General features: G+C 60.3%; 18 protein-coding genes, 1 pseudogene and 1 riboswitch. Of the genes and pseudogenes, 11 read left to right on the top strand and 8 right to left on the bottom strand.

Features of this window, described 5'->3' with window-relative positions; all coding sequences use genetic code 11:
* Positions 1–12: 12 nt before the first annotated feature.
* From NKI49_RS19290 to NKI49_RS33415, 5 genes and pseudogenes are all read right to left on the bottom strand, one after another.
* Complete coding sequence (locus NKI49_RS19290) at positions 13–1,002, bottom strand: ABC transporter permease (RefSeq protein WP_352606425.1); 990 nt, start codon at positions 1,000–1,002, stop codon at positions 13–15.
* A complete protein-coding gene (locus tag NKI49_RS19295) occupies positions 995–1,969 on the bottom strand; it encodes an ABC transporter permease (protein ID WP_352606423.1) in 975 nt (324 codons plus the stop codon). The genes NKI49_RS19290 and NKI49_RS19295 overlap by 8 nt, the downstream gene beginning before the upstream one ends.
* Positions 1,966–3,468: a sugar ABC transporter ATP-binding protein gene (locus NKI49_RS19300; protein ID WP_352606421.1), complete on the bottom strand. Its 1,503-nt coding sequence runs from the start codon at positions 3,466–3,468 to the stop codon at positions 1,966–1,968. The genes NKI49_RS19295 and NKI49_RS19300 overlap by 4 nt, the downstream gene beginning before the upstream one ends.
* Positions 3,469–3,542: 74 nt before the next feature.
* A complete protein-coding gene (gene torT, locus NKI49_RS19305) occupies positions 3,543–4,613 on the bottom strand; it encodes a TMAO reductase system periplasmic protein TorT (RefSeq protein WP_023707089.1) in 1,071 nt (356 codons plus the stop codon).
* Between the two features lie 476 nt (positions 4,614–5,089).
* Positions 5,090–5,593, bottom strand: a pseudogene (locus tag NKI49_RS33415) (ISNCY family transposase); the annotation flags it as partial.
* Positions 5,594–5,958: 365 nt separating this feature from the next.
* Here NKI49_RS33415 and NKI49_RS19310 point away from each other — a divergent pair.
* Positions 5,959–6,711 carry an SDR family NAD(P)-dependent oxidoreductase gene (locus tag NKI49_RS19310; protein WP_031213998.1) on the top strand — a complete coding sequence of 251 codons (753 nt, stop codon included), beginning with the start codon at positions 5,959–5,961 and terminating at the stop codon, positions 6,709–6,711.
* Positions 6,712–6,722: 11 nt separating this feature from the next.
* On the opposite strand, the gene NKI49_RS19315 is transcribed toward NKI49_RS19310, so the two are convergent.
* Positions 6,723–7,400: a GntR family transcriptional regulator gene (locus NKI49_RS19315; RefSeq protein ID WP_023747628.1), complete on the bottom strand. Its 678-nt coding sequence runs from the start codon at positions 7,398–7,400 to the stop codon at positions 6,723–6,725.
* Between the two features lie 837 nt (positions 7,401–8,237).
* On the opposite strand from NKI49_RS19315, the gene hemA reads away from it, so the two are divergent.
* From hemA to NKI49_RS19355, 8 genes are all read left to right on the top strand, one after another.
* Complete coding sequence (gene hemA, locus NKI49_RS19320; protein ID WP_352606418.1) at positions 8,238–9,449, top strand: 5-aminolevulinate synthase; 1,212 nt, start codon at positions 8,238–8,240, stop codon at positions 9,447–9,449.
* Between the two features lie 569 nt (positions 9,450–10,018).
* A complete protein-coding gene (locus tag NKI49_RS19325; protein WP_352606416.1) occupies positions 10,019–11,323 on the top strand; it encodes an ATP-grasp domain-containing protein in 1,305 nt (434 codons plus the stop codon).
* A gap of 222 nt (positions 11,324–11,545) precedes the next feature.
* Positions 11,546–11,662: riboswitch (TPP riboswitch) on the top strand.
* A 103-nt stretch (positions 11,663–11,765) separates the two neighbouring features.
* On the top strand, positions 11,766–13,601 hold the full coding sequence (gene thiC, locus NKI49_RS19330) for a phosphomethylpyrimidine synthase ThiC (RefSeq protein WP_352606414.1): 1,836 nt from the start codon (positions 11,766–11,768) through the stop codon (positions 13,599–13,601).
* Positions 13,598–14,599, top strand: a complete 1,002-nt coding sequence (gene thiO / locus NKI49_RS19335; RefSeq protein ID WP_352606412.1) for a glycine oxidase ThiO — start codon at positions 13,598–13,600, stop codon at positions 14,597–14,599. The genes thiC and thiO overlap by 4 nt, the downstream gene beginning before the upstream one ends.
* Positions 14,568–14,765, top strand: a complete 198-nt coding sequence (gene thiS, locus NKI49_RS19340; RefSeq protein ID WP_352606410.1) for a sulfur carrier protein ThiS — start codon at positions 14,568–14,570, stop codon at positions 14,763–14,765. Before thiO ends, thiS begins: the two co-directional genes overlap by 32 nt.
* A gap of 1 nt (position 14,766) precedes the next feature.
* Entirely contained in the window at positions 14,767–15,540 is a 774-nt protein-coding gene (locus tag NKI49_RS19345) for a thiazole synthase (RefSeq protein WP_352606408.1), read from the top strand.
* Entirely contained in the window at positions 15,537–16,142 is a 606-nt protein-coding gene (locus tag NKI49_RS19350; protein WP_352606406.1) for a thiamine phosphate synthase, read from the top strand. The genes NKI49_RS19345 and NKI49_RS19350 overlap by 4 nt, the downstream gene beginning before the upstream one ends.
* Positions 16,133–16,894: a hydroxymethylpyrimidine/phosphomethylpyrimidine kinase gene (locus tag NKI49_RS19355; protein WP_352538849.1), complete on the top strand. Its 762-nt coding sequence runs from the start codon at positions 16,133–16,135 to the stop codon at positions 16,892–16,894. The genes NKI49_RS19350 and NKI49_RS19355 overlap by 10 nt, the downstream gene beginning before the upstream one ends.
* 528 nt (positions 16,895–17,422) lie before the next feature.
* On the opposite strand, the gene NKI49_RS19360 is transcribed toward NKI49_RS19355, so the two are convergent.
* Both NKI49_RS19360 and NKI49_RS19365 read right to left on the bottom strand, forming a co-directional pair.
* On the bottom strand, positions 17,423–18,214 hold the full coding sequence (locus NKI49_RS19360; protein WP_352606404.1) for a hypothetical protein: 792 nt from the start codon (positions 18,212–18,214) through the stop codon (positions 17,423–17,425).
* 243 nt (positions 18,215–18,457) lie between these two features.
* On the bottom strand, positions 18,458–18,745 hold the full coding sequence (locus tag NKI49_RS19365; protein ID WP_352606402.1) for a hypothetical protein: 288 nt from the start codon (positions 18,743–18,745) through the stop codon (positions 18,458–18,460).
* 537 nt (positions 18,746–19,282) lie between these two features.
* Here NKI49_RS19365 and NKI49_RS19370 point away from each other — a divergent pair.
* A complete protein-coding gene (locus NKI49_RS19370; RefSeq protein WP_352606400.1) occupies positions 19,283–19,672 on the top strand; it encodes a hypothetical protein in 390 nt (129 codons plus the stop codon).
* A 284-nt stretch (positions 19,673–19,956) separates the two neighbouring features.
* The gene (locus NKI49_RS19375; RefSeq protein ID WP_352606398.1) at positions 19,957–21,612 is read left to right on the top strand and encodes an MFS transporter; all 1,656 of its coding nucleotides are present in this window, start codon (positions 19,957–19,959) and stop codon (positions 21,610–21,612) included.
* Positions 21,613–21,637: the final 25 nt, after the last annotated feature.

A 21,637-nucleotide genomic window follows, 5' to 3' on the forward strand; every position in this document is an offset into this window, starting at 1 on the left:
GGTCCGAAGCTGTTAGCGTTTCTTGTGATCGCGGCCCAGTATCAGGCTGGCCAGAATGATGAGGCCCAAAAGAACCTGCTGCAGATAGCCGTCGACCTGCATGAGATTCATGGCGTTGGAAATGACCGTGATGAACAGGGCACCGAGCAGAGCCGCCGTGACGCCTCCCTCGCCGCCGGTCAGCCGCACGCCACCGACCACCGCCGCCGCTATCGATTCCAGGGTCAGGTTGCCGCCGAGATTGGGTTCGCCCGACCCGGTGCGCGCGGTGAGCAGCATGGCGCCAATCGCGGCGAGCAGCGAGCAGACCCCGTAGTCGATCGCAACGACACGTCCGGTGCGAACGCCCGCCGCCTTCGCCGCGCGCGGGTTGGCGCCGATGAGATACAGGCCGCGGCCGAACACGGTGAAGCGCAGGACCAGGAAGAGCACTGCGAAACACAGCGCGGCGAACAGGATGGGCACCGGAATGCCGATCAGCCGTCCCTCCGCCAAGGCCTCCGTGAAGGCTTCGGGAATGCCCGGCACGGGAAAGCCGCCGCTGACGGTTGACGCCAGCGCCATGACAATGTTGGCCATGCCGAGCGTCGTCACCAACGGGTTGATGCCGACACCGGCGATGAGGAAGCCGTTCAGCCCGCCGATCAGCAGCCCGACGCCGAGGCCGGCGGCGATTCCCCACAGGATGGGCATATCGCCGCTTCCCGTCATCACCATCGCCGATATGACGCTGACGAGCGAGACGGTGAAACCAAGCGACAGGTCGAAGCCGCGCGTCAGCAGCACCATGGTCTGCGCCATGGCGAAGAGTGCGAGATAGCTGGTCTGGATCGCGATGTTCCAGAGATTGCCGCTTGAAACGATACGCGGGTCGAGCAGACCGAGAACCAGCAGGGCCAGGAATACGAGCCCCGGCAGCTTGGCCTGCGCCGCGAACTGGCGGATGTCCGGGCGAGCGCGGTCAAGAACAACTGGAGCCGCCATGTCTGGACGATCAGACATTGGCCCGCCTCCCCTGAACAATTCGGTCGAAAGCCAATGCGCCGATGAGCACCGAGCCCAGCACCAGCGTCTGGAATTTGCTGTCGATCTGCGTGAGGTTCATCGCATTGGCGATGATCGTCAGGCACAGCGCCGCCATGGCGACGTTCTCGGCGCGGCCTGAGCCGCCGCGCAATGAAACGCCGCCGATCACCGCCGCTGCGATCGTCTCCAGTCCCAGCGTCCCGCCGATCGTCGACTGGCCAGAACCGATGCGAGCGGTGATCAGCACGCCGGTAAGCGCGGCCAGGAGACCGGAGAGCACATAGGCGGTTATCAGCACACGGTGTGTGCGCACTCCCGACAGCCGGGCGGCGCCGACGTTGCCGCCGACGGCGTAGAAGTGGCGCCCGAGCGCGGTCCGACGCTGCAGAATGATGGCGATGGCGATCACCACGATCGCCAGCAGCAAGACCGGCGGCAGGCCAAGCCCCTGCCCTCGCCCGATGGCATAGACGAAGGCGTCGGAAACGCCATAGATCGGGATACCCTGCGTGTAATAGAGCGTAAGTCCCGCGACGATCGACAACGATGCCAATGTCACCATGAAAGGTGATAGGGAAAGGCGCGCCACCAGCGTGCCGTTTACCAGGCCAACACAGGCGCCGCAGGCCAAGGCCAGCGCTACCGGCATCAGCAGCTGGAGCCCATGCGCGTCGGGCATCGCGGCCATCGCCGCGGCCGTGACCACGGACGCCAAGGCCATGGTGGCGCCGACCGACAGATCAAAACCGCCGGTGGTCATGACGATCATCTGGCCGATCGCCGGAACCGCCAGGAAGGAGAAATTGCGCAGGACGTTGAGGATGTTCAGGCGGTTCAGAAAACGCGGTTCGATGATCGCGGCCGCGGCCGCAACCGCGACCAGAAGCAGGATGACGATCCCGCCGGTTTCCAGAAAACGGCGCCGCAGCGTGTCAGGGCTCATGCTGCCTCCGTGGCGCCGGTTTCGGCGTCGAAATAGTGACGCAGCACAGTGGCCTCGGTGATGCCGTCGGCTTTGAGTTCGGCGACTATGCGCCCTTCGCGCATGACATAGACGCGGTTGGTCAGGTGAACGAGCTCTGGCAGTTCGGACGATGACAGCAGAATGGCCGCGCCATTCTCGACCAGGCTTTTCATAAGCCTGTAGACCTCGCTTTTAGCGCCCACGTCGATGCCGACCGTCGGTTCATCGAAAATATGGACCGAGACAGGACGCATCAGACCGCGCGCCAGCACGAGTTTCTGCTGGTTTCCTCCCGAAAACGACGACGCCGCGCGTTCCGGCGCCATCGGTCGTAGACCCAGTGTCTTCAACGGCGCGGCTATCGCCCGGCGCTCGCGCCAGAACTTGAGCAGTCCGGCCTGGGACAGTCTCGGGTCGTCGAGCGCGGCCATGGTCACATTCTCGCGGCCTGGCCGGCCAAGCGCCAGTCCCTCGGCGCCGCGATCGGCCGGGTAGTAACAAAGTCCAGCACGCAACATGCTGTGCGGCACTGGCGCTCTGACCACCTCGCCATGGAGTTCGATCTCACCGGACGTCACACGCTCCAGGCCGAATACGGCTCGGCAAAGTTCGCTACGACCGCAGCCAACCAGGCCCGCCAGGCCGACGATTTCGCCAGCTCTGACCACGATGGAGGCATCGGATAGGGTGCCGGAGACACTGATCCCCCTGGTCGCCAGCACGATTTCGGCGGGGCGCTGGCTGATTGACGGATAAAGTCGTTCGACCGGCTGGCCGACCATCATCTCGATGAGCGTCGCGTCGGATGCCGCGGCGATGGCCAAGGTGTCGATCTTGCGCCCTCCTCGCAGCACCGTGACGCGGTCCGCGAGCCGACGGATCTCGGCCATGCGATGCGACACATAGATGATGCCGACGCCCCGCGCCTTGAGGCCCGCGATTGCGGCGAACAGTTTTTCCGCTTCACCGTCGGTAAGCGACGCGGTCGGTTCGTCGAGGATGAGTATCTTGGCATCCGAAAGCATGCCCTTGGCAATCTCGACCATCTGCTTTTGCGCCCGGGTCAGCGTTTCGATCTTGCTGTCCAGCTCGACGTGAAAGCCAACGTCGCGGAAGCGTTCTTCCGCGCGGGCACGCATCGCGCGCCGATTTAGGAAAAGCCTTCCCTTGATCTCGCGTCCAAGAAACAGGTTCTCCTCGACCGTGAGGTCGGGGACAAGACTGAATTCCTGGAACACAGCCGCCACCCCGGCATCGCGGGATTTCTGTGGGGTCAGCGCGGAAACGGTTTGGCCGTCGATACGGCAAGAGCCTTCGGTCCAGCCGTAGGTTCCCGCTATCAGATTGATGAGCGTCGACTTTCCGGCGCCGTTTTCGCCGAGAAGGGCATGGACCTCACCGCTCAGCAGCGTGAAATCGACGCCGTCAAGCGCCACCACCCCCCCGAAACGCTTCGTCATACCCGTAAGTTCAAGCATCGCTGACACCACCGAACTCGAAGCAAAACGGGCGGCAGGCCAAGGCCGAGGTCTACCGCCCATCGAAGATGCGACTATTGTACCGAAAATTCAGGCTTCCACCCATCGGGCGCGAAAATCTGCGTCGGGTCGATTTTGTCGACGTTGTCCTTGGTCACGATACCCGGCGCGACCAGCAGAACCTTCTCATAGTCCTTCTTTTCCAAGGCGCGCACCGCGAGGTCGACGCTGATGCGGCCCATCATCACCGGATACTCGGCGGCAAAGCCAAGCACCTTGCCTTCCTTGACCAGCTTCAGCATCGTCTGGTTCTCGTAAGACGACATGATCACGACATCGTCGCGGCCAGCGTCGGCGACGGCGCTGACGGCCGCTTCCGCCGCAGCAGCCCCGCCCCAGATGACATTGAGATCCGGATAGGTCTGCAGGGCGTCCTCGACGAGGCGCAGGCTTTGCGGAACGCCGGGCTCACCATAGAGCTCGGCCGCGAGCTTGATGTTGCCGGTTTTGATGCTGTCGCGAAAGCCCGCCATATAGCTCTCCGCCCAACCCGATCCCTGCGGACCCGGCAGGCCGATTGCGGTCGTCTTTTTGTCGCCGAGATACTTCTTGAGGTACTCACCCTCCTGAAAACCCTTCTGGTAGGTATCGGGCGTGATGCGCGCGGTGATCGGAGTTTCCAGGATGGGATTGGCGACGGCGATCTGGACAAGACCCTTGGCGTCGCCCTCCTTCAGCTTGGCCGCCAGGCCGGCTTCCGAGATGGCGGCGACGAGGATGCCCTGGGCACCGGATGCGACGCAATCGTCATATTGCGACAGCTGCTTGGGCAGCGCGTCATAGCCGCCAGCCTGCAGGACCGTCACTTTGACACCCAGGCGCTTTGCTTCCTCAACGATACCGTAGTCGACCGAGACCCAGTAGCTGTCCTTGAGGTGCGGAAACAAGACGCACAGGTTCCAAGGCTTCTCGGCCTTTTCCAGCGGCACATAGTCGAGTGCCTCGACTTTTTTCAGATCGCCGCCCTTGGCCGAGTTGATCTTGAAGGGCCACCAATCCTTGGCCTGGGCGGCGTTGGGCAGGACGGCCACGCCGGTGACGAAAGCCGCCGCAAGGATGGATCGGAAAGCGTGATTCTTGGTCATGTGATTCCCCATTTTCGTGTGTTCCCGGGTCCGGAGCCGGCGATTTCGCCGGCTCCGCGGTCTGCCTTGGGAGCAGAGGCTTGCTGGCGGATCGTAGTACCGTCTAGGCGAGTTCGCCTTCAGGGCCATCCGCGCCGTTGTTCATTTTCACAGTGCTACCGTACTACTTATAAGTTATAAGTCAATAGGGTTTTCATTAGCCGGTGCTCAGCCGGGAAGGTGTCTTCAATCGCGGTTTCGCTGCCTCGACCGGGATCACAATCCATTTGACGAAAGGCGAGGTCGGAGACAGCAGCCATGCAACTGGCCTCGGCGATGTGGGCTTCCTCGCGACCGACCGGTATGCGGCTTGTCGATCGAGTTGCCTGACATCAAGCGCCGGCGAATAAGTCAAAGCGATCAGCGTGGCCTTCGAATACAGAGCCATTGGTCAGCAGCCGCACTTCGCTATCGACCAAATCGTCATAGGGTCTTTAGGGAGGAGATGTGCCCAGTGCATTCGCGTGCTGCAACAGCCGCGCTGAACCGCACCGCAGCGTGCCATAACACGCTGCGGTCGGATGATTGTTGAAATGACGGTTCCCGCGCACGACCGTGCCGCTTTCCAACTTCTCTCGTCTGGCGCTTGCCAGCCTGAGTTCTTCCTAGAGGTCGGCGCCCGGATTGCGGGTGTTGTCTTGCGACTTCATTCTCCCGGCAGCCGGGCAAAGGCCCGCAACGTGGAGGCTTCTAAATGGAACGCGGGTTCCCGATGCTTAGTGGGTGGTGCTGCTGAGCAGGGGCAGGGCAGCACAGCCTCCGCCGGCAAGCCGTCGCGGCCGGTTCCCTTGATGGCGTGCCGGCGCAAGTCCCGCGTCACCAGGCTCGTAAATCGCGATGCACGTCCAGCCATTGCGACATGGTTTTGCCAGCTGAGAGGCCGATCCCGTGTGCGGCGAACAGTCGAAACACTGATTGGTCGGTGTGCGTTCTTGGCGTATTGTGCAGCACTTCTGGCATTACTGGCCTTGCGGGGGTGACGAGTCGGTCATGCGACAGTATGGATGTCCCTATCGGAATAGCCGGTCCGCCTTATCGGTCGTCACACCCGCATATTGCTCCGCTTCTAGGGAACACCCCATCACGCGAGGAAAGACATGGCCACATGCGCAGTATCGCCAATCTAGCCGTTGGGCCGACGGCCCGGCGCTTGGGCCAGTCCACCGGCTATAACCCGCGTCACACTTGATCCACTGATCCTAGGTGACGACAACGTTGTTCGTCATGATTTGATGGGGCGGGGATTGGCCCAAAAGCGAGCCCCCCAAACTGTGCGGTTGCCAAATACGCAATGGAGTGAATTGGAATGATCATCGTAACAGGCGCCACGCACGGGATTGGGCGGGCCTGCGTGGAGAAACTTGCGTCTGGCGGTTCCAGAGTGGTGGCGACCGGCCGAGATGCAGAAGCGGGCGCGGCGCTCGAACGCGCCAATCACGGTGTCACGTTCGTTGCCGGTGACATCGTCCGTGAAGACGATTGCCGCCGTGTCGTCGATCGTGCGCTTGAACTTGGCAACGGCCGGCTCGCGGGGCTCGTGAACAATGCCGGCATGTCGAAGCGCATTGCCTTCGCCACCGCCACCCAGGACGATTGGGATGAGGTCCTTGCGGTTAATGCACGCAGCGTCTTTTTCTTCATCCGTCATGCGCTGGACGGCTTGCGGCTCGGGAGGGGTTCAGTCGTCAACATGGCCAGCATCGCCGGAAAGACGGGCGAAGAAGGGCTCGCTGCCTACTGCGCCTCAAAGGCCGCGGTCATCGGGCTGACGCAGGCACTCGCGCTGGAGTTCGGCGAGGAGATCCGCTTCAACGCTGTCTGCCCCGGCCAGATCGAAACACGCATGATGGGCAACATCATAAGCGATGCACTGCGCAAGAAGCAGCTCGAACTGCGGATCCCTGCCAACCGCTTCGGTGCCCCTGAAGAGATCGCTGATGTGGTCGCTTGGTTACTTTCGAATCAATCGAGCTATGTCAACGGCACGGTGGTGACTGTAGACGGCGGGGAAACAGCCGGCCTGCGCACACCGCGCGTCGCGCAGATCGATGGTGCTTAGGGCAATTCAGCTCAGCCGGAGCCGCGCTCGTCGAAATAGCGCAGAAAACCATGTGAGCCTCGCTGGATGTCGTTCTCGATCGCCTCGCGGGCCCTCTTCCTGTCGCCAGCCCTCAAGGCCTCGATGAGATGGTCATGTTCTTCCGCGCCGGTGTACCCGCGCGGAATTTCCCGATCGTAAACGTTAAGGATTGGACCCATCGAGGCCCACATGCTTTCGATCTGTCCGATCAGCATCGGCATACGCGACAGGCGGTAGACGCCGAAGTGGAAAGCGCGATTGGAGGATCGCGCTTCCTTGATATTACCGGCCTTATGGCTCTCTACAAATGAGGCGCGGAAGGTCTCAAGCTGTTCGAGATCGGCGGGGGCAAAATGGTCGGCAGCGTGTTCTGCCGCAAGCCCTTCAAGTGCCACGCGGATCAGCTTGATCTGAATGTAGCGGGCGCGGCTGAGGTCTGGCACCGCGGCGAACCTGCCGGAGCGCAACTCGAGCGCCTGCTCGCTGACGAGCCGCAGACAGGCTTCGCGCACCGGCGTAATGCTGGTTCCGAGCTGCTCGGCAAGATCCTGCATAAGCAGACGATCGCCCGGCGCGAAATTGCCGATGATCAATCCATCCCGCACCTTGCTGTAAATCCGCGCGGACAGGCTGCCCATCTCCTCGGGCTGCATCTTCATAGGGCCCATGGGACTCCCCTCGTCTCTGCTGCAGCTCTACGGAAATGTCGATTGACGCGTTTCACTACGTTTATAAGTTATAATTGCTGCCTATATTTTGTTGTTCAGCGGCAGACAAGTACGTGCACGTTAATTGTCTGCAGCAAACATGTCCGTTTTCATAATTATTTGTGAAATTTTGTTTTTATAAAAAACAAGGAGACCCTTCTTTTCCGATTCTGACAATGGAATGTGACGACAGAAAAAGGCGCGATCTCATCTGCGTGGCATGAGTTGGTGTGCGAGAGATGATGACATCTGAAGGAGCCGGGAAGCTTACGTGTCAATTTCCAGTCTGATGGGCAGAAATTTCCGATTCTGAGGCGACTCCGAACCGGCTGGACCGACGATGACGTCGGCACCGTCAAGATGATCCGGCAGGCCAGCACGTCCAAAAGCTGCGTATGGCGTTTGCAGAGCGTTTCGCCGCCGAAGGGCTTCAAGGGCTGTTGCGCGACAAGACGCGGCCCTCGCGCATTGCGGCTCTCGGGCCCGAAAGCCCGCCGAGCGCAGCTCTGACAAGGCCGCGACAGGAATCGAACGACGACTGGCCAGAATTATGAAATCCCTTGCGACACTACAATTTCAGACATTTCAGTAACAATAGATTTAACATTCTCTTCACTTGCACTTTGGGGCGCGTTACCCGAATTAGCTGGAGCGGCCGAAACCCCCGCAACATCAAGCGCGTAGTCGAATCCAATCTTGCTGGTGCTTGTCGAGGGATGCGACGCGATGGGCCGGCGCAGGTGCGCTGTGAAGCAGCACAGAGCGCGCCGAAAAACGGCTTCCCAACAGGAGATTGATTTGGATTATGTGAAGTATTTCGCCGGAAGAATCGAGCAACTCAAAGGCCGTGGCGGGTATCGTGAATTTGCCGATCTGGAGCGTCAGTCTGGCAACTTCCCAAAGGCCTGGCTCAATAGGCCCGACGGGCGAAAAGAGATAACCATTTGGTGCACTAATGATTATCTCGGTATGGGGCAGCACCCCAAAGTGCTATCGGCAATGAAGCGCGCCATCGATGCCAACGGCGCAGGATCGGGAGGATCCCGCAACATTGGTGGCACCAACCATTATCACGTGTTGCTCGAGCGGGAGCTTGCAGTTTTCCACAATAAGGAAGCAGGATTGATTTTTGTTTCCGGCTTCAGCTCAAACGATTCATCATTGAGTACATTGGCATCTTTGATGCCGGACACAATTATTTTTTCTGACGAGCACAACCACGCTTCAATTATTAGTGGATGCCGCAACAGCCGGGCCGAAAAGCGCGTCTTCCGGCATAACGACGTTGCGCATTTGCGGGAGCTTCTGCGCTGTGTAAATCCTGCAAGACCCAAGATCATTGTTTTTGAATCGGTATATTCAATGGACGGTGACATTTCACCGATCAAAGATATCTGTGACATGGCGGACGAATTTGGCGCAATGACGTTTCTGGATGAAGTTCATGCATCGGGAATGTACGGTCCGAAAGGCGCCGGCATTGCCGCGGAACTTGGCATCATGGATCGTCCAACCCTCATCGAAGGGACGCTAGGTAAGGCGTTCGGCTCGATGGGGGGTTATGTGACCGGACCTGCCTCCATTGTTGACAGCATACGAAGCTTCTCGATCGGTTTCATTTTCACCACGGCGCTTGCGCCAGCGCTTGCGGCTGGTGCGCTGGCAGCGCTGCGCCATCTTCGCGATTCAGATTCAGAACGAATTGATCTGCACCGGAAAACGAAACTTTTAGTCGGATTGCTGAAAGAGGCGGGCATCCCCGTCATGCCGACCCGAAGCCACATCATTCCTGTGCTTATTGGTGATCCATTCCGTTGCAAGGAAGCGTCCCGCCAGCTTCTGGATCAGCATGGAATATACGTTCAGCCAATTCTGGCGCCGAGTGTTCCGGTGGGAACCGAGCGGTTCAGGGTGACGGTTACGCCTGCCCATAGTACGACAGATATTCGGACGTTCGTCGATGCGCTCAGGCAGGTTCTGCTGCGGGACAATCTTGGCAAGGCTGCCTAATGTAAATGCTGGGAACGACAGGGCGCGCAGCCTCAGACCTGATTATATCAGCCGGGCTCACCGAGGTGGAAGCGGCGGTCAGCGATCCGGTTCTGACGCCCGATCGCATCTTCGAATGTCATCGGAAAGCAGTTCCGTAACCCGCAATGACAGCTTTCGCGATCTTAAATGATGTGACTCCATGATTGAATGGGGCCGTTTGACGACTCGCTGCTTACACATCGGGCCGTTCCAGATTCAGGGCTCACCATGAGCCGGTATGACCAGAGCGCATGTTCTTGTGCTGCGAGTTTGATGTGGCTTGGCGTGCCCTACCCGAGAGGTAGGTCACGCCCAGGCCCACGGGATCACACACCAACCCCAGCTAACCTGGTTTGAACGGAGCAAGCCTCCGACGCCGCCCTAATCAACAACGCTGCAACAGATCCTTCAAAATCAATTTACAAGATTTTACAACCGTCAGTCGTTGACAATGGTACGGCACCGCGAGTCTGAGGTCCGGCACGGCCATAAAAGTGACGCCGGTACCCTCGGACCGCCGCCAGCACGCAACATCGGGATTAACAGCAATGGTAAGAAGAAGAGCGCTCATATTGGTCGAAGGCCATAGGGGTACTGGTCAGCTATACGTCCAAGCGGCTCAGTGTCTTGGTCTTCATCCAATTACTCTGACGGCTGATCCACCTCGGTACGACTATCTTTCGGCGGAAAACGTTGAGGCAATCCGTGTCGACACTGGCAATCTCGAAGCGTTGGTCCGCGAAAGTTCGCGGCTGCGTGCTACCCACGACATTGCTGGCATTACTGGCTTTGCCGGGGACCATGAATCGATCTATGCGACAATTGGCAAGCTTTGCCGGCATTTCGATCTACCGGGACCGAACCCTGAATCGATTGAACGAAGCTGCGACAAATTCAAGCAACGCCAACTCCTCGCGCAGGCCGGCGTTCCAATACCGGCTTATCGGTTGGCAACGAATGCGGCGGAGGTAGAAAGCTCGGCTGCAGAGATCGGCCTGCCCGTGATTCTTAAGCCGGCAGTAGGCAGCGGCAGCATGGGTGTCCGATTGTGCCGCAGCCTCGAAGACGTAGCCGAACATACGACCTATCTATTGGGCGGAAAGCACATATGGCGGTCTACACCGAAAATACTCGTCGAAGAATTCGCACAGGGCCCGTTCTATAGCATTAATGTTATGGGGAATGAGGTCGTTGCGATTTGCGCCAATGACTTTGGTCCCCTCCCCCATTTCGTCATACGTGAGGTGACGTATCCGGCCCTGCTAACCGATCAGGAGCGTGAGCGCATCGCCGATGTTTCGCTGAGCTGTTTGCGGGCTCTCGGCCTTGGCTGGGGGCCAACTAACATTGAACTCCGGTGCACGAAACGCGGTCCAGTTGTCATTGAAGTCAATCCGCGTCTTAGTGGCGCGCCCGACCCTCAACTGGTCCAGTTAGCTTACGGTGTCGACCTCGTCACCGAGCACATCAAGCTTGTCATTGGCGAGGAATGGGATCTGCGCAAAAAGCATTCGCATACTGCGGCCGCGCGATTCCTGCTTCCTGATCAAGATGGCACCCTCGACTGGATTGGTGGCGACACTCAGGCAGCTGCTATATCAGGTGTGGCCGAGGTCAAATTGAATGTTGAACCCAAGACACCGATCGTCAGGAAGGGGGATTTCCGAGACTGGATTGGACATGTCATTGCCACTTCGCCCAGCCGTGCTGAAACCGAGGGCGCCCTTCAGCGAGCGGTCGACTTGATCGAATGGTCGATCACCCCTTTTCCGGCGACAATAAGAGGTGATCGAGAGCACGATGTTTGTGGGGCGTTCGGGCGGCCCACCAGTTCTGTTCCGATCAGGCATTGACGGCTTAAGATCCTTGAAACGCAGCAGTTCCGTCTACGTCAATGTCACATCAAGTTTGACGAGGCAAATGCAGCTTTGGCCACACCTGCCTGTCTCCCGCGGAACTTCTCCGCGACCCATGGCGAGGCCGTCGGCCCAATTTGGGCCCAATTTGAATGCCGCCCACCGCCGCCGCAGGACGAACATGCGCTTGACAAGACAACGCCGGCCCATTCAACTTGAGGCATTCACCAGGGGAGTCCCGGCAAGGGGCTGAGATACTGCTGGCTTTCGCGGCGCAGTGACCCGTTGAACCTGATCCAGTTCATACTGGCGTAGGGACGGTGCAAGCGCTCTGCGGGAGTTCACGCCCGAGGTCCTGTTTCGGCAGGTCGACAGAAGCGTCTTTTCATCCTTCCGGCACAGAACTGGGTCTCCAATGCATGAGCAAAGGAGCCTCAAGATGAATGCCCTCACCCCAGCCGTCTCAACGGGACCGCTGCCTGCTTCGCGTAAGATCCACAAGCCCGGTGCCATCCACCCGCAGATCAGGGTGCCGATGCGCGAAATCTCCGTCCATCCGACAGCCGGCGAACCGCCCGTCACCGTCTACGATCCGTCGGGCCCCTATACCGATCCGGCTGTCGAAACCAGCATCGAAAAAGGCCTGGCCCGGCTTCGCCACGAATGGATCTTGGCGCGCGGCGATGTCGAGGTCTGCGACGGCCGCCATGTCCGGCCGGAGGACAACGGATTCGCGACGGGCGAACGCCTGACGCCAGAATTTCCCATCCGCCACCGACCGCTCAGGGCCAAAGCAGGCAAGGCGGTGACGCAGCTTGCCTACGCGCGCGCCGGCATCATCACACCCGAAATGGAGTTCGTCGCCATCCGCGAGAACCTTGGTCGCGAGATCCTGCGCGGCAAGCTTGAGCGCGACGGCGAGGCTTTCGGCGCGACGCTGCCCGATTTCGTCACGCCCGAATTCGTGCGTGACGAGGTGGCGCGCGGACGGGCGATCATCCCCGCCAACATCAACCATCCCGAGAGCGAGCCAATGATCATCGGCCGCAATTTCCTGGTCAAGATCAACGCCAATATCGGCAACTCCGCCGTCACATCGTCGATGGCGGAAGAGGTCGAAAAGATGGTGTGGGCGATCCGCTGGGGCGCCGATACGGCGATGGACCTGTCGACCGGCCGCAACATCCACAACATCCGCGACTGGATCGTGCGCAACGCGCCGGTGCCGATCGGCACGGTGCCGCTCTACCAAGCGCTCGAAAAGGTCGGCGGCATTGCCGAGGATCTGACCTGGGAGGTCTACCGCGACACGCTGATCGAACAGGCCGAGCAAGGCGTCGACTATTTCACCATCCACGCCGGCGTGCGGCTGCATTACATCCCGCTGACCGTCGACCGGGTGACGGGTATCGTCTCGCGCGGCGGCTCGATCATGGCCAAATGGTGCCTGCACCATCACCGGGAAAGCTTCCTCTACGAGCACTTCGCGGAGATCTGCGACATCGCCAGAGCCTACGACGTCTCCTTCTCGCTCGGCGACGGCCTTCGTCCAGGCTCGATCGCCGATGCCAACGACGCGGCGCAGTTCGCCGAGCTGGAAACGCTCGGCGAGCTGACGCAGATCGCCTGGGCGAAGGATTGCCAGGTGATGATCGAGGGGCCTGGCCATGTGCCGATGCACAAGATCAAGCAGAACATGGACAAGCAGCTCGCTGTCTGCGGCGAGGCGCCGTTCTATACGCTTGGACCGCTGACGACCGACATCGCGCCGGGCTACGACCACATCACCTCAGGCATTGGCGCCGCGATGATCGGCTGGTTCGGCACCGCCATGCTCTGCTACGTCACGCCCAAGGAGCATCTCGGCCTTCCCGATCGCAACGACGTCAAGATCGGCGTGATCACCTACAAGATCGCCGCCCACGCCGCCGACCTGGCGAAGGGCCATCCGGCAGCGAAAGTCAGGGATGATGCGCTTTCCCGCGCGCGCTTCGAGTTCCGCTGGGAGGACCAGTTCAACCTGTCGCTCGATCCGGAAACCGCGCGGTCCTTCCACGACCAGACCTTGCCCAAGGAGGCGCACAAGGTGGCGCATTTCTGCTCGATGTGCGGACCGAAATTCTGCTCCATGCGTATCTCTCACGACATCCGTGCCGAGGCGCAGAAAGAAGGCATGGCGGCGATGGCGGCGAAGTACCGCGAGGGCGGCGATCTCTACCTGCCGGCGGACGAGACCGGCGCACCGCTCATACCTCAGCCACGTGAGCCATCATGAAAGTCTTGGTCAAAGGGGCCGGCGTTGCCGGCCTCACCGCCGCCTTCGAATTCGCCGCACGCGGCGCGGCGGTTACCGTTGCCGAGACAAGGCCTGCCCTTGGGGGCAATGCGTCGTGGTTCGCCGGTGGCATGTTGGCGCCGTGGTGCGAGCGTGAAAGCGCCGAGCAGCCGGTGCTGGATCTCGGACGCGACGCCGCCGACTGGTGGGACGCCGCAACGCCCGGCTTGGTAGCACGACGGGGAACGCTGGTCTTGGCCTCGCCGCGCGATGCGGGCGAGCTCGACCGGTTCACCAGCCGCACGACGGGCTATCGGCGCGTCGAGGAAGATGAAATTGCCTTGCTGGAGCCCGACTTAGCCGGCCGCTTCCGCCGCGGATTGCTCTTCGCCGCTGAGGGCCATCTTGATCCGCGCCAGACGATGGCAGCACTTCATGACAAGCTCGCGGCCACGGGTGTTGAATTCCACTTCGGCGCCGACGCCCAGCATGGTTTTGGTTTCGATCGCCAGATCGATTGCACGGGAATGGCAGCCGCCGATGATAGGTTGCGTGGCGTTCGCGGCGAAATACTGATCCTGCGTACCCCTGATATCTCGCTGTCGCGCCCCGTCAGGCTGCTGCATCCGCGCTTTCCACTGTACGCAGTGCCGCGCACCGACCACCGTTTCATGATTGGTGCGACGATGATTGAAAGCCAGTCCGCCGGACCAATCACGGCGCGCTCCATGATGGAGCTTCTGGGTACCGCCTATGCCCTCCACCCGGCCTTTGGCGAGGCCGAGATCGTTGAAACCGGTGTCGGCGTCCGCCCAGCCTTTCCCGACAATTTGCCGCGCGTCGAAACGAACGGTGAAATCATCGCGATCAACGGGCTCTATCGTCACGGTTTTCTCCTCGCCCCCGCCATGGCGCGCCAGGCTGCCGACCTGGTTTTCAGTCAAGACAGAACCAAGGAGCTTGCTCATGAAACTGATGGTCAACGGCGAAGCGCATGAGGTTGCCGCCACCACGCTGGCCGAGCTGCTTGCCGCGCTTGACTATGAGGGCGATTGGCTGGCGACGGCCGTCAACAGCGACCTCGTGCACAAAGCCAACCGGGCGGAATTCCAATTGAACGACGGCGACCAGATCGAAATCCTCTCGCCCATGCAGGGAGGCTAGCATGTTCGACCTTCTTGGAACGTCGCTTGCCTCCCGCCTGCTTCTCGGCACGGCTCAGTATCCTTCGCCGGCCATCCTTGCCGATGCGGTCAGGGCATCGGGCACGGCGGTGGTGACCGTCTCGTTGCGCCGTGAGATGGCAGGCGGCAGGGCCGGCGAAAAATTCTGGTCGTTGATCCGATCGCTCGGCGTCAGAATCCTGCCCAACACTGCTGGCTGCCACTCCGTCAAGGAAGCTGTCACGACCGCGAAGATGGCGCGCGAAGTCTTCGGTACGAACTGGGTCAAGCTCGAAGTGATCGGCAACCATGACACGCTGCAGCCGGATGTTTTCGGCCTGGTCGAAGCCGCCCGCATCCTGTGCGAGGACGGCTTTGCTGTATTCCCCTATACCACCGACGACCTCGTCGTCGCCGAGCGGCTCCTTGCGGCGGGCTGCAAGGTCTTGATGCCCTGGTGTGCACCGATCGGTTCCGCCCTCGGGCCGGTCAACATTCCGGCCCTGCGCTCGATGCGCGGACATTTCCCTGAGGTACCTCTGATTGTGGATGCAGGGCTCGGGCGGCCGTCACACGCGGCGGCTGTCACGGAACTCGGCTTTGATGCCGTTCTCCTGAACACCGCGGTTGCCAAGGCGGCCGATCCGGTCGGCATGGCGCGCGCGTTCGGCAAGGCGGTCGAGGCCGGTCGTGAAGCTTTCAACTCCGGAATGCTCGAACCGCGCGACGTCGCCATACCATCGACACCGACCATCGGCAGGGCAGTATTTTCATGAAGCTCGATCCCTTCTACCTGATCCTCGACAGCGCCGCCTGGATCGAACGGCTGGTGCCGCTTGGCGTTAAGATGGTTCAGTTGCGCATCAAGGATAGGGACGAGGCCACGCTGCGGACGGAAATCCGCCGCGCGAACGGCGTCTGCGCGGTCCATGGTTGCCAACTGATCGTCAACGACTATTGGCGCACGGCAATCGAGGAAGGCTGCGACTTCGTCCATCTCGGCCAGGAGGATTTGGCTGCGGCCGACCTGCTGGCGATTAAGTACGCCGGATTGAAGCTCGGGCTTTCCACGCACGATCATCTCGAACTGGAAACGGCCATCGCTGCCGAGCCCGACTATATCGCGCTCGGCCCCATCTATCCCACCATCCTGAAGCAGATGAAATGGGCGCCGCAAGGGCTCGAGCGGATCAGCGAGTGGAAGCATCGGGTGGCGCCGATCCCATTGGTCGCCATCGGCGGCCTCAACCCCGACCGGCTCGACAGTGTCTTCGAGGCTGGTGCGGACAGCGCGGCGGTGGTCACCGACATCACATTGAATGCCGATCCCGAAGCGCGCACGCGAGAATGGATCGAAAAGACAAAGCCATGGCGCTGAGGCGAGAACCGCATGTGCTCGTGGTCGGCGGATCAGACTCCAGCGGTGGGGCTGGAATTGCACGCGATATCGAGACGATCTCTTCCATTGGCGTGCGCACCTGCCTTGCTGTCACCGCGCTAACGGTGCAGACGCACCATGCGGTCATGGAAATCCACTCTATGCAACCCGGTCTGGTGGCCGGTCAGATGCGTGCGGGGTTGCAGGCCAACAAAGTGGCGGCCATCAAGATCGGGATGCTCGCCACGGTGGAGATCGTCATTGCGGTTGCCGGAGTGCTGCGCGAAAATCCGCAGGTGCCGGCAGTGCTCGACCCGGTGCTGGCGTCGACGTCAGGCCGGGCGCTCCTGGAAGCCGGCGCCATCGCCGCCCTGAAATGCGATCTGATGCCATTTTGCCGTCTGGTCACCCCCAATCTCTTCGAGCTGGCACTCCTTGTTGGCTCGGAGCGGGCAGTGGATGAGGACGGCGTAGTGTGGCAAGGCCAAGAATTGCTGGCAGCCGGCGCGCGGGCTCTGCTGATCAAGGGCGGCCATGCATCGGGACCGCAATCAACCGATATTCTGTTGCGCCCCGATCACGAACCAGTCCGCTTTGACACGCCGCGTCTTGCCGCATCGATGCGCGGGACGGGCTGCATGCTGGCCAGCTCGATTGCGGCACATCTGGCGAAGGCGCAATCAATCGAGTACGCCGTGCGCCAGGGCAAGCTCTTTGTGTTAGAAAAGCTTCGGAAAACCCCAGCCGAATAGCCGTAGAGCCGGCTCAAGCGTTCAGCGGCTGACGCTGAAATGGAAGCGTAGCCCTCCTGCCCTTTTTTCACAGGGCGTGACGGGATGAGGCCGCTTTGCAGATCGGAATTCAGCGGCGCCGAGACAGGCTGCCCTGCCAGGCCGGGAAAGTAACGGGACTCTTCCTGCGGCGAAGCGCACTGCCAGTAAGGCATGGGGATGCACTTGTGCCTCCTGGCGAGTGTGAGGCCGCAGGAGCGAGGCATTTCAGCGCGGCGGGGGCCGCCGGATCTGGCCCCGCAGTGCTGGAGCAAAGCAAAGGCCGGTTTGAGTGGGTGGGGAGAGAGGGCCGCGCGCCTCTCTTCCCGCTACATAGGAAAGGTGCCGGTAGGCACATCCATGTCGGCGCAGCCGTGCCGCGAAGCGCCCCAAGAAAGAAGAGCGTACAAAACGGAAGCACCGAAATGCCCGCCAGCGGGACCAAGTCAGATCGGTGCAGGAGAAAGACCGTGGCCCTGAGACCGGCTCAACGGGGCGGCCGTAGGAGCATCAGCAACGCGCCGCCGTCAGGCGGGATGCGGAACGGACGGCCCCCGGCGAAGGGCGCCGTTCTCTTTGAGCTGCGACCCTGGTGAGCGCCTTCGTGCCTAAAAGCTGTGCCGTCGGGCTAAGCTTCAGCTTAAGATCGTTCTGAAAAGCCGAACATGGTTCGTCGAGGTAACCCTTGAGGGAAGGATCCTTGTCGGGTTCCCTGTTTTTCGACAAAATCGCCCTGCAGAATTTATATTGCGATTTGGCGGCATCGCACTGCTGGGTGTCCGCCTTATAGCAAGCGTGGACCAAAACGGCTCCCAGGTAATCATGCTCGACGTTGTTGGAAGAAAGGTGGGTCTGAATGTCTTGGAGAATGGCAACTCCATGGGACATCCCATCTGCTCCGGAGTAGGTCATTACGAGTTGACCGGGTCGTTCAAAGCCGCTTACCGAGCCGCTCCCTGCAACGTTCTCGTAGGTGCCAGACAAATCCGGGGCCGACGTGAATGTCAGCTTGAAGGGGTGCCCCAGGCCGACGGGGGTGACATCCGTAAAGTCGGGACCGTAGTACACCGAGAGATACCACTCGCCCTCTGTAAGAGCGTTGGGGGCTTGCCCGAGCCCAAGGCGCTGCATGCTCTTGTCGATGACAGTCCGAACGACGTTGGACGTGCCCTGCTGGATGCCTTCGCCGAAGCCGGTCCAGATGAAGGCGCCTACGTCCAACACAGCCACACCCAGCAGGCCGAACCTCGCACCTGTTGACTTCGTTTCACGCCCGGGCTCGATTTCCGGCTGGTCCTGCATCCGCCCCTCGCAACGCTCGTCGGGAACAACTTGGGACCCGATTATGGGCCCCAAGGGATCGGTCAGCAGGCTTCCAGATGAACTTTCTTCTTCATGTGCATTCCTCCTCGACTCAAGGGCACTTGCCGTGCGGAGCCGAACACACGCAGTATGGAGATGATAACCCGATTGCGGCTTTCAAGTGTCCTCGCATCCCCCGAGGGCGCCACCTGATCTCTCGGGCAACCTTGTTCGGCGCCGCAGTTATTGAGGCGGCCGGCTTGGAAGCAGTTCCTTATGGCCCTCATGCATAAACCAGAGCACCCGTTTGAGATGACTGCGAAGGGTCTTACGGGCGCGAATTGGCTCTTTGACCGGATCGATACCCAGTACATCCAGCGCCATCTCCTCTTCGCTGGCACTGTCGGCGCAAGCGTCCATGAGCTTCAAATAGAGCTCGAAATGCTTGTCCTCATATGCGGTTAGGCTTTCCGACCAGGGGACTTCCGTTGCAATGGTTGGATCAGGCATTGGGCGCGATCTGCTTTTCATCCATGTCTCGTTTTGGCGATGAACCAGGCCGCCGTTCCAATTCAGAATATCTCCATCTAGCGCACTTTCAACCGTTCTCGGCCTTCTTCGGACAGTGCCCAATCGTTGCATATGGTCGTGGGTTCCAAATTGGCGCGCGGCTGCTCGCGACCAATACATCCTCAACTTGGCGAGGCGATGTAACGCCCGGCTGAGCCAGAATGGCGCGGCTATTGAGCATCGCCGATTGGATCGAACCTCTTATTTTAGCTTCGCGATAATCTTGTCTGGATGCTTGCAAGCGTCCATCATGCCGCCGTACATACGCTTAAGGATCTCGCCCATCACCGTACGAGCAGCAAACATTTCCAAACTCGATCTTGCAACTTGAGGCTTTGCGTTACTGCATAGCTGCATTGCACAAAGTGTTTGCGCAATGCACAACTTTTAGCCATTAAGCTTACAGCTGATGCACGCGATGGTTTCCTCCCTTTCCATCGTATCAGCTGTTCCCCTCTGAAGGTTTGGACTTTACTCCTAAAGGGCCTCGGTTTTCCGATGGCCCTTTTTTTGGCGGTCGCCACGTCGTTAATAGAACGCGGCTCGATCGCCGGTTCAGCTATCAGGCTTTGGAACCCGTTCTGCCCGGCCGACCCCTCCCGACAACAGTCTGACCTTCGCCAGCCTTCTACGGGCAAGCGTTCGCGCCAAAAGTTCAAAGCCGCGTCCGTAACATTCGACGATGAAAGCCAATGTCATCAGGTCGAGCAGAAACTCGTCGATCGCATGTGTGAGCGCATCAGACTTTTGTCCGAACTGAAGGAGCAGGGCGCGCGCGTCTTCGATCGCGGCCTGGCAATCGTCTGCATCTATCAGGGAACTGATCCTGTCAAAGATCTGCAAGCGTCCTCACTTTCGGAAGCCACATTCAGCATCGAACGCCGCTGATGAGTGAGTTTCCAACAAAAGAACAGGGTAACGTTCGCGAAAAATCGCTCGGCAGCGCGTCGAACGAGCATGATGCCTCAAATGACATGTGAATTCCGGCTCACCAACATGTCGTCGAAGGCGAGTGAGCCGGCCCATTTCTGCGTCTCGGCCGCCGGACCACTGGTCAGGAGGAACTGTGGCCACATCGTCGGAGACAAATGGGTCCATCTATTCTTCCAGCCGCCACGGTTCAGCCTAGATTACATGGGAAGCGACAATAACGGAAAGCAAAGGATCGCAAAATGAGTAGGGTGGCTGGATCAAACGAAGATTTGGCTGCACCAACGACCTTTGGGCCACTTCTGCAGCCCACCTTTCGCTCGATCTGGCTCGCCACGCAGGTTTCAAGCCTCGGCTGGTTGATGCAGACTGTTGCCATCAGCTGGCTGATGGCAACGATCTCGACTTCCGATCTGATGGTTGCGTTGGTTCAGGCTTCATCGAACCTGCCCGCCTTCGTCTTGTCTGTCTTCGCCGGGGCTCTCGCTGACAATTTCAGCCGGCGCAGGGTGATGTTCGCCGGTCGGTGCCTTATGGTGACTGCCTCCGCGATGCTGACCGCATCGGTGGCGCTGGGCTTTGTCAGTCCGTGGATGATCCTCGGCTTCAGCTTCTTGATCGCAAGCGGCGGTGCTCTCAATGATCCGGCCTGGCAAGCGTCGGTTGGCGATATTGTGGATCGACGAGATGTTCCCGCTGCCGTCACCCTGCTTTCTGTTGGATTCAATACCGTCCGGACTGTGGGCCCGGCGCTCGGCGGCATTGTAGTTGCCTCGTTTGGCCTTATGGCGGCATTCGCGGTGACCACGCTCACCTATTTCGTACCCTTGGCCACTATTTGGCGCTGCAAGTGGAAGGTTCGTTCCTCCCCTCTTCCACGCGAGTCGATGAGGACGGCGATCTATGACGGGCTGCGCTTCACGGCGATGTCATCGGAAATCAAGGCCGCGATCGCGCGCGGAACCCTCTTTGGCTTGGCGAGCATCGCCATACTCGCGCTGCTGCCGGTGGTTGTCCGCGATCAGCTGGGAGGAGGCCCGCTCGCCTATGGCGCGCTCATGGCCGGCTTCGGGACCGGAGCCGTCTTCGCTGGCCTCTCCAACAGCCTGTTCAGACGGAGCTTGTCGCAGGAGCGGCTGATGAGGCTCTCCTGCGTCGCCTGCGCGGCGTGCTCACTTTGCCTGGCACTGACAACTTCGATCGGGGTGGCGGCAATTGCACTCGCTTTGGGCGGCGCGGGCTGGGTCACCGCCTGGTCAGGGGTCGGTGTGAGCGTGCAGCTGGCAAGCCCGCGCTGGGTCGTGGGGCGCACCATCTCGATCTACTATGCTTTGATAGATGGTGGCATCGCGCTCGGCAGCTGGGTGTGGGGCACGGTGGCCGAAAACCATTCGCTGGCCCTGGCGCTGGAGGGTTCCGCTGCCTCCCTGATGTTCGTCGCTGCAGCCGGCGTTCTGTTTCCTCTTCGCGAGCGCCGCGACTCAGAGCCCGATCCTCTGGAGGATTTCGATGCCCCGGCTGTCGCTCTCAATCTGAAGCCGAGAAGCGGCCCGATCGTGGTCAAGGTCGAATATGTGATAGCCGAGAGAAATCTCGAGGCTTTCCTCGACCTCATGCGGCAGCGGCGTCATGTACACAGCCGGGTCGGTGCTCGGAATTGGACGCTCCAGCGGAACTTGCAGAAGCCTATGCATTGGACGGAAACGTTCCGCACGCCGACCTGGACGGACTACCTTCGCCTCAATCATCGTCTGACGGAAGTGGACAAGGAACTGGACGAGCGTGTCTTCCAGTTGCACGCGGGAGAGGAAGCGCCTCAGATGACACTTTCCATCGAGCGACCGACAAGCTCGGCCCGCAAGCCCGAGCACTCAGCTTTTCGCCATCCCCGTCATTGAAGCCCGGCCGGCACAGAAAACGCGA

Origin of the sequence: Mesorhizobium sp. M0587 (assembly GCF_040320945.1) — a bacterium.
In the GTDB taxonomy this organism is placed as follows: Bacteria; Pseudomonadota; Alphaproteobacteria; order Rhizobiales; family Rhizobiaceae; genus Mesorhizobium.

Bases quoted from the DNA above. Each gene is read 5' to 3' on its own strand.
- thiS (WP_352606410.1), top strand. From the start codon at position 14,568: ATGAAACTGATGGTCAACGGCGAAGCGCATGAGGTTGCCGCCACCACG.
- NKI49_RS19290 (WP_352606425.1), bottom strand. From the start codon at position 1,002: ATGTCTGATCGTCCAGACATGGCGGCTCCAGTTGTTCTTGACCGCGCT.
- torT (WP_023707089.1), bottom strand. From the start codon at position 4,613: ATGACCAAGAATCACGCTTTCCGATCCATCCTTGCGGCGGCTTTCGTC.
- NKI49_RS19360 (WP_352606404.1), bottom strand. From the start codon at position 18,214: ATGCAGGACCAGCCGGAAATCGAGCCCGGGCGTGAAACGAAGTCAACA.
- NKI49_RS19370 (WP_352606400.1), top strand. From the start codon at position 19,283: ATGGCCCTTTTTTTGGCGGTCGCCACGTCGTTAATAGAACGCGGCTCG.
- NKI49_RS19325 (WP_352606416.1), top strand. From the start codon at position 10,019: ATGGTAAGAAGAAGAGCGCTCATATTGGTCGAAGGCCATAGGGGTACT.
- NKI49_RS19355 (WP_352538849.1), top strand. From the start codon at position 16,133: ATGGCGCTGAGGCGAGAACCGCATGTGCTCGTGGTCGGCGGATCAGAC.
- NKI49_RS19365 (WP_352606402.1), bottom strand. From the start codon at position 18,745: ATGAAAAGCAGATCGCGCCCAATGCCTGATCCAACCATTGCAACGGAA.
- NKI49_RS19315 (WP_023747628.1), bottom strand. From the start codon at position 7,400: ATGGGCCCTATGAAGATGCAGCCCGAGGAGATGGGCAGCCTGTCCGCG.
- thiO (WP_352606412.1), top strand. From the start codon at position 13,598: ATGAAAGTCTTGGTCAAAGGGGCCGGCGTTGCCGGCCTCACCGCCGCC.
- NKI49_RS19350 (WP_352606406.1), top strand. From the start codon at position 15,537: ATGAAGCTCGATCCCTTCTACCTGATCCTCGACAGCGCCGCCTGGATC.
- NKI49_RS19310 (WP_031213998.1), top strand. From the start codon at position 5,959: ATGATCATCGTAACAGGCGCCACGCACGGGATTGGGCGGGCCTGCGTG.
- NKI49_RS19300 (WP_352606421.1), bottom strand. From the start codon at position 3,468: ATGCTTGAACTTACGGGTATGACGAAGCGTTTCGGGGGGGTGGTGGCG.
- NKI49_RS19295 (WP_352606423.1), bottom strand. From the start codon at position 1,969: ATGAGCCCTGACACGCTGCGGCGCCGTTTTCTGGAAACCGGCGGGATC.
- NKI49_RS19345 (WP_352606408.1), top strand. From the start codon at position 14,767: ATGTTCGACCTTCTTGGAACGTCGCTTGCCTCCCGCCTGCTTCTCGGC.
- thiC (WP_352606414.1), top strand. From the start codon at position 11,766: ATGAATGCCCTCACCCCAGCCGTCTCAACGGGACCGCTGCCTGCTTCG.
- NKI49_RS19375 (WP_352606398.1), top strand. From the start codon at position 19,957: ATGAGTAGGGTGGCTGGATCAAACGAAGATTTGGCTGCACCAACGACC.